We start from the raw sequence: 12,557 nt of genomic DNA, 5'->3' as shown, positions 1-12,557 counted from the left end.
TGGGAATGACATCACTATAGCATCCGCCTAAGGCGGACAAAAGGCCGGACAGTAGTGATATAACGTGTTAACGCAAATATTATTCCACTCTCGCGAGAGAATAGGGTGGGTAGCACACGTTATCATGTGCCAACATTTATTATTCCCCTCTTGAGGGAAGTTAGGGGTGTGTTTCCTGCGTCGCCAGAAAGCGTCGTCAGTCCGCCGCGGCGGATTTCCTGACGACATCGGCACTCTCGCAACAGAAGGCAGGAAAGGGTTCCTGCCTTCGCGGAAATTATCAGCCCAGTAGATACCGTCTTTCAAGTCAAGCCTATTTGAGGCTTGACCTATTTAACTGGCGGATCAAGTCCCAAGTGGAGTTGACCTACTTCAACTCTCCGGTATTTTCTGGTAATAATTCAGTCTTAAAGTAAAATATAATTTCCAGGAGTTTTCCTTGCATTTAAAATTCGTTTATTATACAATAACGGCGGTGGAATAAAAATGCCCCTCCAGGCGTATAATAATAAAATAATGTTAACTGGAGGATTTTATGAAAAAGTTATTAATCACATTGTCAATTCTGGTTTTTTATGCGGGCGTATTCGCCGACGGCCAGAGCGATGTAGCTATCACTATCTATAATAATAACCTAGGGCTGGTTAAAGATGTCAGAGAACTCAATTTCAAGAAAGGCGTCAATTTTCTCGATTTTGATGAGGTAGCTTCGCAAATCGATGCCACCAGCGTCAATTTCCGCTGTTTGGATGATAAAAATATCGCTGTATATGAACAGAATTATTTGTATGACTTAGTCTCTACCGAATCTCTGCTGAAACGGTTTATTGGCAAAACAATTGAGGTCATCGGCGAGGATGACAGACATTATAAAGGTAAGCTGATGTCATACGACAGCAATAACATAATTCTCAGAGATACCGGCGGTGAGGTTGTAATGATTGCGCTGGTGAAAATCATCGACTACAAATTCCCCTCGCTTGAGGGTCTTATCCTAAAGCCGACATTACGCTGGGAAATTGAATCGCCCTCAAGCGGTTCCAAAAAATGCGAGGTCAGCTATCTTACCGGCGGCATCAACTGGCAAGCCGATTACGTAGCGGTGGTCTCCAAAGATGATAACCGTCTTGATATATCCGGCTGGGTTACGGTTAACAATACAAGCGGTACAGCCTATAATAATGCCAAGCTGAAATTAGTTGCCGGGGATGTTCACCGTGTAACCGAACGGCGCGGGCGTGAATTTAATATGCTGCATGGTTCATCAATGCCCAAAGGTTCCGGCAGACCGCAGTTCGAAGAGGAATCATTTTTCGAGTATCATCTTTATACGCTTAACAGACCGGCAACATTAAACGATAAAGAGATTAAACAGTTGACATTGTTTCCGCCCGCCCGGACTGCGGTGAAAAAAGTTTATATATTTGATGCTCAACAGCAGCGCCGTTATTCCCGCTCTCAAGACAACAAAGTGAAAATCAAAACTAATCTCGAGTTTGATAATTCCGAGAAAGCCGGGCTGGGCATGCCGCTTCCCAAAGGCAAATTGCGGGTATATAAAGAGGATTCGCAGAAAGCTCTGCAGTTTGTGGGAGAAGACCTTATCGACCATACGCCTAAAGATGAGAAAGTGCGGGTTTATCTCGGCGATGCTTTCGATATCACCGGCACGCGAAGTATTGTCGATAGAGAAGAGCTGAGCCGTGAGCATTATCGTGAAAGTTGCGAAATTAGCTTGAAAAATCATAAAAATGAAGATATAGTAGTTGCTGTGGTTGAACACCCGCAAGGTTGGCGGGAATGGAAGGTAGTTAAGAGCAATATGGACTACAGAAAAATTGACAATTATAAAATTGAATTTGATATTCCGGTGGCCGCCGATAGCGAGGCAAAACTAACTTATACAATTAAATATTAATGTTATGGAGGAACGATGAAACGCATAATTGCTCTGGGCATACTGCTGATTATTAGCGCAGTGTTCATAGCGGGTTGTATGCCAAAAGAAATCAGAACCGTAAAAATTGAACTGGGAACGCGGCAAAAACCCAAAGCAGACCCTAACCTTGATCGGGTTAAAATGAACCTGACCAAAGCCGAAAAGAATTATCCGAATAATGCCGAGGTTTACTACCTCTGGGGCTGGGTCCACTCGATGGAAGGCAACTATGTAGAAATGGATAAAGCCTTTAAGAAATCGGTAGAAATAAGCGACGCTTTTAAGATAGATGCTGATACTATCAGGATGGAAAAATGGGATGAACTTATTAAACAAGCGGATTTGGCGCGTCAAGAAAAAGATTTTGAGAAAGCATTAGAAGCCTTCGAGTCCTGCATTGTATGCTGGCCGTATCGATATGAGCCTTACATGTTTGGCGGAGACTGCGCTTTTCGGATAGGACAGTTGGAAAAAGCTTACGATATGAGTAAAAAAGCCTATGAAATTGTCCCCGACAGTTTAAATGCCGCTAAGCTTTATGCTAATATGTGTATGGTAAATCAATTATTTGATGAAGCTGAGGTCGTTCTCCAAAAGTTAATCGATAAAAACCCGACCGATGCAAATGTTTTATACCGGATTGGCGATATCTATCTCGAAAGAGGCGATACAACTAAGGCTTTAGAAATGTATAACAAAGCGCTTGAATTCGACTCGGATAATCCGGATGCCTGGCTAAATGTGGCGCTCTTAAACTTAAGTTTGAAAAATTTCTGCAAAGCTGCGGAAAAATTTGAACGATATGTCTCTTTAGAACCTTCTGATGTAGATAATAATTTTCTATATCTGCTGTCAACATATCAATGCGCTAAAACTGATGAGGAACTAACAAAGCTAAAAGGTAATCTTGAAAAATTCACCATGGATAATCCTGACCATTGCGAGGGCTGGCAATTTCTTGCCAATACATATCTTAAGCTGAAAATGAAAAAGGAAGCAATTGCGGCCAATGAAGCTTTTGAAAACTGTCAGAAGAAATAGTAATTATCATTTTTTAATTATAAGGCAGCTCAAATGGGCTGCCTTATTTATTTTATGTATATTCAAGTAGCGCTTCCGGGAACCGGTTATAAGACCTATACCTATATAGTTCCCGAAAATCTGCAATCATCGAAGGATAAAAGTTCGCTGATTGGCAGACTAGTAATGGTTCCCTTTCGCAATTACTCGGCTGTGGGCGCAGTTTTGGAATATACAAACAAACCTGCATTGCCTGATTCCCGATTGAAAAAAATAAGCGGCTTGATTGATTCGGCATATACTCTTCCGGCAAACCATCTAACGTTAATAAAATGGCTTGCCGATTATTATATCTGCCCCATCGGGGATGTCTTAAAAGCCGCTTATCCGCCGGGCGTTTTAGGCCGGGCAAGGATGAGAGTTTGTGCCGGCGACAGAATACCTGATGATTCAAAATGGCAATTCGTTTACGGCAAAATAAAGTCACATAGAAACGGCTATATTTATAGTCATGCCAAGCAAATTATTTCAGGCATATCGAATTCCCTTATCAAGGAAATGATAAAAACCGGCATATTATTCCTTTCGGCTGACTATAAAACATCAAAGCCTAAAACGGCTGCAAAGGTTAGCCTGAAAGCCGGCTTCGATTATACGTCATCTGCGTCGAAATTAACACTCCGTCGAAAAGAGCTGATAGATGTTTTATCAAGCAGTCCCGAATGTACCGCTATGTCAAAGCTTACTGCTATGGGTTTCTCTCGTTCGATAATCGATGCTCTAACTAACGAGGGCTTTATCGAGATTACCAGGGAATACGATGGAGCCATAGCGCTGCCGGAATTACAAAACCCGGAGCAGGTCAAATTAAATACCGCCCAGCAAAAAGCCGCCGAAGCAATTATCGATTCATTACAAAATAATAATGGCTCAACATTTCTGCTTTATGGAGTAACCGGTTCGGGCAAGACGCAGGTATATATTAAAGCGGCTAAGGAAGCTATTGCCGCCGGCAAGTCGGTCTTGATTCTTTTGCCTGAAATCTCACTTACCCCTCAAGCTATCGCGCGGTTCTCAGCATCGGTAGAATGCCCGATTGGTCTGTGGCATTCGCGGATAACCGCAGGACAGCGGGCGGATGTCTATCGGCGAGTCAAATCAGGAGAACTGAAAGTAGTGCTTGGGGTTAGGTCGGCAGTATTTGTGCCATTGAATAATCTTGGCTTGATAGTTATTGATGAGGAGCAGGATGATTCATTCAAACAATCCGAGCCGCCGCCGCGTTATAATGCCCGTGATGTGGCTTTGATGCGGGCAAAAATCGAGGGTGCGACAACTGTTCTTGGCTCGGCCACACCCTCGATGGAAAGCTTCTGTAACGCTCAAGCAGGCAAATATCAGCTTTTGAGATTGCCCGAAAGATATGGGGGCGGCAAACTTCCAACTGCCTATGCCGTAGATTTGAAAAATGTTGATGTTGAATATAAATATTGGCCGCTCTCAGAAACTTTTATCGAACGGTTGTGTATGAATATCGCCGATGAAAAGCAGGTTATAATACTCTTAAATCGCCGGGGTTATTCAAGTATATTAATGTGCCGCGCCTGCGGTTATATAGCGCTTTGTCCCAACTGCAAAGTGGCTATGACCTATCATAAAAAAGGCCGCCTTGTACGCTGTCATTTTTGCGGCTATGCCGCCTCGGCGCCGGAGATATGCCCCAACTGTAAAGGCACATCATTTGATTATCAGGGAATCGGCACACAGAAGCTGGAGGAATTGCTGATTGAGCTTTTGGGCGAAAAAGGCATAATAAGAATGGATTCGGATACAACCGCCCATAAAGGCGCCATCGAGAAGATAATCACAACATTCGAGATTGGCGATAAACCTATACTTATGGGAACTAAGATGGTTGCCAAAGGCCATCATTTCCCGCAGGTTGGCATGGTCGGCGTAGTTTTAGCCGATGCCGGCTTACATGTGCCGGATTTCAGAGCCTCCGAAAAAGTGTTCCAGCTTTTGGTGCAAGCCGCCGGTCGGGCTGGCCGCACAGCAAACAGCGATGACCGAGGCGAATTTGTTGTCCAGACATACGACCCCTCATCAGGGATACTTGGTTTTATTGCCGACCAAAATTACGAAAAATTCTATAGTAATGAACTGCTATTTCGGCGGGAACTTAGCTATCCTCCTTTTGGTAAAATCATAAGATTGGTATTTTCCGGCAAAGACGAATCGTTTACGCGTTGGGCGGCTAAAAAATCAGCCAAAGAATTTGCCGCCAACTTGAAAACCGGCAAAGTGTTGGGACCAGCTCCCACTGGCGTGTTTCGCCTTGGCAATAAATATCACTATCAATTGGTTTTAAAAGGCAGGTTTTCTGCCGACTTTAAAAAGAAGCTAAAGGATTTTGTTATTTCCGGGCACCCCGGCAAGGATAAGGGAGTTTTACTAAAGATTGATGTTGACCCAAGAGAAATGACATAGAGCTTGACCTGCAGCTTTTATGCTCTTACATTAAAAAATACGGTGGAGACAATTTGATTACATTAGATGATGTTAAACAAAACAAAAAAGTGGCCGCCTTAATCACTAAGGCTGACGAGTATTTAGGCGTTATCGGCTATACCGAGCATGGCGACAGGCACTGCTCGTTAGCCGCCAGTATCGCCTACAACATAATGATCCGTCTCGGTAAAGGCGAAAGACGCGCCCAGTTGGCGGCGATTGCCGGCTATCTTCATGATATCGGCAATGTTATAAATCGCGATTACCATGCCCAGACAGCTTCGGTTATGGCTATAAACATTCTAAGTGAAATGGGGATGGATTACATTGATATTATAGAAATAATCGCCGCAATCGGCAATCATGATGAAAAAGACGGGTCGCCCATATCGGATATTTGCGCGGCGGTTATATTGGCAGATAAATCCGATGTGCATCAATCGCGCGTGCGGACAACCGAATTTATCAAAAAAGATATTCACGACCGAGTAAACTGGGCGGCTAAATCATCTTTTTTGCGGGTTGATGATGTTAAGAAAAGAATCGTCCTTGAAATTAAAATCGATAATTCGGTATCGTCGGTTATGGAATATTTTGAGATATTTTTATCACGTATGTCGGTCTGCCGTCGGGCGGCTGAATTTTTAGGATTAAAGTTTGAACTTGAAATAAACGGACAAAGGCTAACATGAAAAATCTCGCCTCCGAATATGCTAAATCCGGCGTCAACCTTGACGCCTCGGATAAAGCAAAATCAATGCTAAAAGAATTAGTGGAGAAAACCCATAATGATTCCGTGCTTGGAGTTCATGGCGGTTTTGGCGGATTGTATTCTCTTAAGGAACTTACCGGAACCAATAAAGTCCTGGTAGGCTCATCCGATGGCGTTGGCACCAAACTGAAGCTTGCTTTTTTGACAAACAAGCATAATACAATCGGTCAGGACCTGGTAAATCATCTTGTGGATGATATTCTATGCTGCGGCGCCCGTCCGATGTTCTTTTTCGACTACCTCGGCTTAGGCAAGCTATCGCCGGATACTGTTGTGGATATTGTCAGGGGGCTGACTATTGCCTGCCAAGAAAATAATATGGCGCTTTTGGGCGGCGAAACTGCCGAGATGCCCGGTTTTTACAGCGATGGCGAATATGATGTCGCCGGCTTCATAGTTGGCTGGGTCGATAGCGATAAGATAATCGACGGCAGTTCAATCAAGCCGAGAGACAAAATTATCGGCTTGGCCTCAACCGGACTTCATACCAATGGCTATTCATTGGCAAGGCGCGCCTTTTTCGATATTGCCGGCATGCAAACAGACGATACAATCGAGGAAACCGGCAAAAAAGTGAGCGATGAACTGTTGACGGTACACAGGTCATATCTTGATATAGTTTCGCCTTTACTTGATGAGGGTATTATTAAAGGGATTGCTCATCTTACAGGCGGCGGATTTTACGGGAATATCAATAGAATTATCCCGGACGGCATATCGGCTGTTATTGATACATCAGTGTGGGAGCCGCCGGGCGTTTTTAAGGCAATTGCCCGGATTGCCTCGGTTTCGGATGAAGAGATGTATCGGGTATTTAATATGGGAATCGGGATGACGCTCATATGCGACAAGGACAATTCCCAACAAATATTTGAGAAAGCAAAACAAAAAAATGTCGATGTTTATGATATAGGCTTTTGTGAAACAGGCAAAAAGAAAGTGCAGCTTAGATTATGAACAACAGCAATATTACAAAACGACCGGTAACACTTATAATTATGGATGGATTCGGCATAAACCCATCCGATTATTACAACGCCGTAAAAACAGCCAACACGCCAAATATAGATAAACTCTGGAATGAATACCCTCATACAACGCTGGGAGCATCTGGTTTATCGGTAGGCTTGCCGGATGGACAGATGGGCAACTCCGAAGTAGGTCATCTTAATTTCGGAGCCGGTCGAGTGGTTTATCAAGAGGTTACCCGTATCGATAAATCGATTAGCGATGGCGAACTTTTCACCAATCCCGTATTTAATTCATGTATAGAAAAAGTTATACACGATAAAAAATCGCTTCACCTTATGGGGCTTTTATCCGATGGCTGTGTTCATTCCTCGATGAATCACCTGTACGGCATTTTAAAACTTTGCCGCAAACATAAATTGGATAGGGTATATATTCATGCTTTTCTTGATGGCCGCGACACATCGCCGTATTCGGGAGCTAGTTTCATTAAGAAATTGCTGAAAAAGACAGATGAAATCGGCGTAGGTAAATTATCGACTGTCATCGGCAGGTATTATGCCATGGATAGAGACAACAGATGGGAACGAAATAAAATAGCCTATGACCTTCTCTGCGGCGGAAAAGGCGAGAAGACCGATGACTTTATCACAACGGTCAAAGAACATTATGAACGCGAAAACACCGATGAGTTCATGGAATCGATAGTCAGCTCAAATGCCGCTCCGAATGCCGGATTAATAGCTTCCGGTGATGGCGTAATTTTTTTTAATTTCCGGTCCGACCGCGCCCGTCAGATAAGCAAAGCCTTTACAGAAGAAAATTTCAAGGGATTCAAGCGCGAGCCGAAAGTTATCGTCAATCTTGTTTCGATGACTCATTATGCGGATGATTTAAAAGCCGAGGTTGCCTATCCTCAGGTGAAGCTTGACAAGATTTTCCCCGAGGTAATTTCGGAAGCTGGGCTTAAGCAGTTGAAAATCGCCGAGACTGAAAAATATCCCCACGTAACGTTCTTTTTTAACGGCGGAGTTGAAAGGATGCTTGAGGGTGAGGACCGATGCCTGATTCCATCGCCTAAAGTTGCCACTTACGATCTTCAGCCGGAAATGTCGGCGCCGGAGATAACCGCTGAGGTTTTAAAACGCATCGAATCAAATAAATACGACGTTATCATTTTGAATTTTGCCAATTGCGATATGGTTGGCCATACCGGTATTTTCGAGGCGGCCGTGAAAGCTGTCGAGACTGTCGATGAAAATGTCGCCAAAGTGGTGAAAGCCGTTAAAAATGCCGGCGGGATTGTGATGATTACTGCCGATCATGGCAATGCTGAGAAAATGAAAGAAGATAACGGCGAACCATTTACCGCTCACACTACTTTTGAAGTGCCGTTTATACTTGTCGATGATGATTTTAGGGATACACTTAAAAGCGGCGGCGTCTTAGCTGATGTTGCTCCTACTATGCTGAAATATCTGGGAATAGAACAGCCTGAGCAAATGACAGGTAAAACGCTTTTGAAAAAAGTCAGCGTAGTAAGGTGAAAAAAGCAATCTTTGCATATTCTAAATATTCAACATGAAATATTCAACATCACCAATGATATTAAATAAATAATCGCAACTATTATAGATGAACCGCAAATGAAATTCAGGATATACTTAGCAAGCATTTCTGCTCTATTAACCGCAATCTCGTTTCCTCCTTATGAGACAGGATTTATTATTTATCTGTCTCCTATATTGTTGTTATTTGCTGTCGAAGAATTATCAATTCGGAAGGTATTTATAATAGGTTATATATGGGGCTTGATATTTAACTTTGCTATTCTCTACGGGGTTTTCTGGGCGACTATCCCCGGCACGCTGGGCTTGCTGGCAGTTATGTCTCTGCTTCCCGGTTTAAATTGCTTGGTTTATGCTTTTATCTCCAAAAGGTCAAAGACTCTTGCATATATAAGCTGGCCATTAACATGGGTTGGCTTGGATTACCTTAGAACGCTGACCGAACTTGCCTTTCCGTGGGCAGATTACGGTTATACTCAAACCTTTTATTTGCCAATCATTCAGTCGGCTGAGATATTCGGCGTTTACGGCATATCGTTAATGATTCATATAGTGAATATCCTTTTTTATGTTTCTTTAAAATCAATCTTTACTCCGAAACGCCGTTTGGTAATATTTGGTATAGCGCTGTTTTTACCGCTGATTTATTTACTATATGGCTGGTTAAGACTTCCCCCTGATATCGACGACGGCAATTTTAAAATAGCGATGCTGCAAGGCAATATAACCCGTGAAATAAAATGGAAAAAAGGCGGCCGCGAGCAAAGTTTGAACACCTACTTTGACATGACTCGTCAGGCAGATTTATGCGATGTTGACCTTATAATCTGGCCGGAAACTGCCGCACCTTTTTACCTGATGCATGAACCAAACCGATTAAATCAAGTAAAAAACATTGTGGACAGCATTGACACTCATGTTTTATGCGGTGTTCCTCATTATGATAAAATCGGGAAGCACCAATATATTTATTTCAATAGCGCCATCTTGGTTTCTCCTGGTTCGGATTCAATTCCGATATACGAAAAAATTAAATTGGTGCCCGTGAGCGAACGCATTCCCTTTTCGGGAAGGTTTAAGGTATTAAGCGAGATTCGTCTCGGCCAAGCTGATTTTTCGGCCGGCAGGAATATGACCATTTTTTCCATAGATACTTTAGACTTTGCGGCAGTTATATGTTTCGAGTCGGCATTTCCTCATTATTGCGCAGATTTTTGCCGCATGGGCGCCGAATTTCTGGTAGTAATAACCAATGATATGTGGTTTGACTCCTCATCTTTGCCCTACCAGCATGCCCGAATGTCGGTTTTAAGAGCAGTTGAAAACAGGGTTCCGCTGGCTCGATGCGCCAATACCGGAGTAACGATGTTTATTGACCGCTGGGGGCGAATGAAATCTCAAACTAATATGTTTGAGAGAAAACTTGTATGCGGCTCGATTAAACCTGAAAAATCAACCAGTATTTATAATCATTATGGAGATATTCTTCCGTTAACATGTATTGTGGGGAATATTTTTTTGATATTAGCTGTTGCCTTTTATAAAAAGGGAAAATATAATGAACGCTATGAATCATAGATTGCTTGCTGTTGCGCTGTTTGTTATAATAATATTCTCTGCCTCGGATTTATTGGCGGTGATTGGAGACTGGCATAATTTTACCAATTCCAATGACAGCAAAGCTATTATAAGCGATAGCCTTCATGTCTATTGCGCTACGACCGGAGGGCTAATTCGCTACAATCCGGAGACTGAAGAAATTGAAAAGCTCTTAAGCTCGGATGGCTTAGGCGATAAGGTTCTTTTGTCACTTGAAACAGACTCGGCGGGAGCGGTTTTTGCCGGCGGCAGCAACGGCACAATTTCAAAAATTGAACCTGATGGTGAAATCAAAACCTATTTGTTTAAATCAACGACAAATATAAGATACAATATTCTCGATCTAGTCGCCGATGGCGATGTTTTATGGGTTGCTGCGGATGTTGGTATCGGCAAGTTTTTAATCTATATGGATAACGGCGGCTTTAAAGAGATTATCCTTCGGCTTGGCGATTGGCCCTCCGAGATGGCTGTTAGGGCGGTTAAAATTATAGGCGATAATCTTTGGGCTGTTACAGACAGCGGGCTTGCTTATATTGATAAAGATAATGATTTTCCTCAGTATCCTCCTTTTTGGGAAATTTACAGACGAGGCTATAATGGACTGCCTGATACAGGATTATACTGTATGGAATCAGTAGGCGATACGGTTTATATAGGTACCGAAAATGGTGTATATTATCTCGGAGCCGATAGTTTATTCCGGAGCAGCGCAAATTCGCCCTCAAGAAAAATTTATGCCTTAAAGAACCTCACCAGCGGTTTAACGGCGGCTACAAATGCCGGCATATTCCAGCGTACAGGCGATAACTGGGAACATATATCAACCGATAGTCTGATTAGTCAAAGCTGTCGAGGTATCACTGAAGATAGACAGGGTAATATCTGGGCAGCTTTCTCAAACGGCGGGTTTGGTGTTTATGATAATGATTATTGGAATGTATTAACAATCCCCGGTCCTGTATCCAACAATATAGAAGATATCGCTATAGACTCATCGGGCAATTTATGGTTAGCTCATGGAAACAACAAGGGCGTTACAAAGTTTGATGGTGAAAATTGGGTTAATTATAACTATACTAACTCGGGAATTGGCGGTAATGCTGTTGTTGCCGTTGAGTATGATGTCTTTCATGATTTAGTCTGGTTTACAAGCTGGGGGGATGGACTTTTTAGTTTTGATGGTGATTCGACCTGGGTTAATTTTGACGAAACCAACAGCCCGCTTACCGCCTATCTTGATGAATATATTTCCATATCTGATGTGGCAATTGATGGTAGGGGATGTATCTGGGCATTAGACCACAGAGGCTCAAATCCCCCTGTAGTTATGGCTGTGCATAATCCGGATGATTCAACTTGGGCAGTTTATGTTCAAGATAATCAGCAGATTAGCGATAATTATCAGCTTGTTATGCATATCAACGATAATAATATTTATGTCGGCGGCACGGATGTAAATCGGTTAAATTTTGGAAACAACTCCACTGATACCGAAGACGATATTTGGTCGGATATACGACCGCTTGTTGAACTGCAGGGAGGAGTTTTTGCCTTGGCAATGGATCCATATGATAGGCTTTATATTGGCGGCGAGTTTGGATTAGTTAGTCATGATACCTATAATAGAACTGATTCGATATATCTTCCCAATGAATATATTAGCACTGTCCGGTCAATTGCTATTGATGGCTTGGGAAATAAATGGATTGGGACAGATTTGGGCATAGTAGTATTATCTACCAGCAGGGATGATGATAATCAAAAAACTTGGATTGATGATTTTAAAAATGCAAATTCCGGCCTAATCGATAATGCCGTGCTTCATATAGAAATTGATAAAACCACAGGTTTTGTGTATGTCGGCACTGCTAACGGTTTATCCATATATGAGTCGGGTTCGGAGGCTCCCTCGCCGGACTTGCATGATATGGCAGTCTATCCCAACCCTGTAAATGTAAAACAGGGCGATACTAAAATCGAGTTTTTACGTGTTCCCCCTGATGCTGAAATTTATATTTACAATACTGCGGGAGAATTAGTGAGAAAATTTCTCTATGAAGGCCGCAGCTGGAATCTTAAAAATGAAAACAATAAAATGGCAGCCGCCGGAATATATTTCTTTTATGCTCGTTCGCGCGATAAATCCGGTTGCGGCAAATTTGCCATTATCAGATAG

General features: G+C 42.7%; 8 protein-coding genes. All 8 read left to right on the top strand.

Annotation, left to right across the window (positions count from 1 at the left end; translation table 11 throughout):
- The first annotated feature begins 535 nt into the window (after positions 1–535).
- The 8 genes from J7K40_04560 to J7K40_04525 all read left to right on the top strand — a co-directional run bounded on the left by J7K40_04560 (position 536) and on the right by J7K40_04525 (position 12,557).
- Complete coding sequence (locus J7K40_04560) at positions 536–1,918, top strand: DUF4139 domain-containing protein (protein MCD6161671.1); 1,383 nt, start codon at positions 536–538, stop codon at positions 1,916–1,918.
- Between the two features lie 15 nt (positions 1,919–1,933).
- Positions 1,934–2,980, top strand: coding sequence for a tetratricopeptide repeat protein (locus J7K40_04555; protein MCD6161670.1), 1,047 nt, complete (start codon positions 1,934–1,936; stop codon positions 2,978–2,980).
- Between the two features lie 33 nt (positions 2,981–3,013).
- Positions 3,014–5,449, top strand: a complete 2,436-nt coding sequence (gene priA / locus J7K40_04550; protein MCD6161669.1) for a primosomal protein N' — start codon at positions 3,014–3,016, stop codon at positions 5,447–5,449.
- A 53-nt stretch (positions 5,450–5,502) separates the two neighbouring features.
- On the top strand, positions 5,503–6,162 hold the full coding sequence (locus J7K40_04545) for an HD domain-containing protein (GenBank protein MCD6161668.1): 660 nt from the start codon (positions 5,503–5,505) through the stop codon (positions 6,160–6,162).
- A complete protein-coding gene (locus J7K40_04540) occupies positions 6,159–7,199 on the top strand; it encodes a phosphoribosylformylglycinamidine cyclo-ligase (GenBank protein ID MCD6161667.1) in 1,041 nt (346 codons plus the stop codon). Before J7K40_04545 ends, J7K40_04540 begins: the two co-directional genes overlap by 4 nt.
- Before the next feature lie 11 nt (positions 7,200–7,210).
- Entirely contained in the window at positions 7,211–8,758 is a 1,548-nt protein-coding gene (locus J7K40_04535; protein ID MCD6161666.1) for a 2,3-bisphosphoglycerate-independent phosphoglycerate mutase, read from the top strand.
- Between the two features lie 99 nt (positions 8,759–8,857).
- On the top strand, positions 8,858–10,357 hold the full coding sequence (lnt, locus tag J7K40_04530) for an apolipoprotein N-acyltransferase (protein MCD6161665.1): 1,500 nt from the start codon (positions 8,858–8,860) through the stop codon (positions 10,355–10,357).
- Entirely contained in the window at positions 10,347–12,557 is a 2,211-nt protein-coding gene (locus J7K40_04525; GenBank protein ID MCD6161664.1) for a hypothetical protein, read from the top strand. The genes lnt and J7K40_04525 overlap by 11 nt, the downstream gene beginning before the upstream one ends.

The organism is Candidatus Zixiibacteriota bacterium, assembly GCA_021159005.1.
Taxonomy (GTDB): domain Bacteria; phylum Zixibacteria; class MSB-5A5; order UBA10806; family 4484-95; genus JAGGSN01.
The sequence above is the reverse complement of the archived record's forward strand: the minus strand, read 5'-3'. Positions and strand labels throughout refer to the sequence as shown.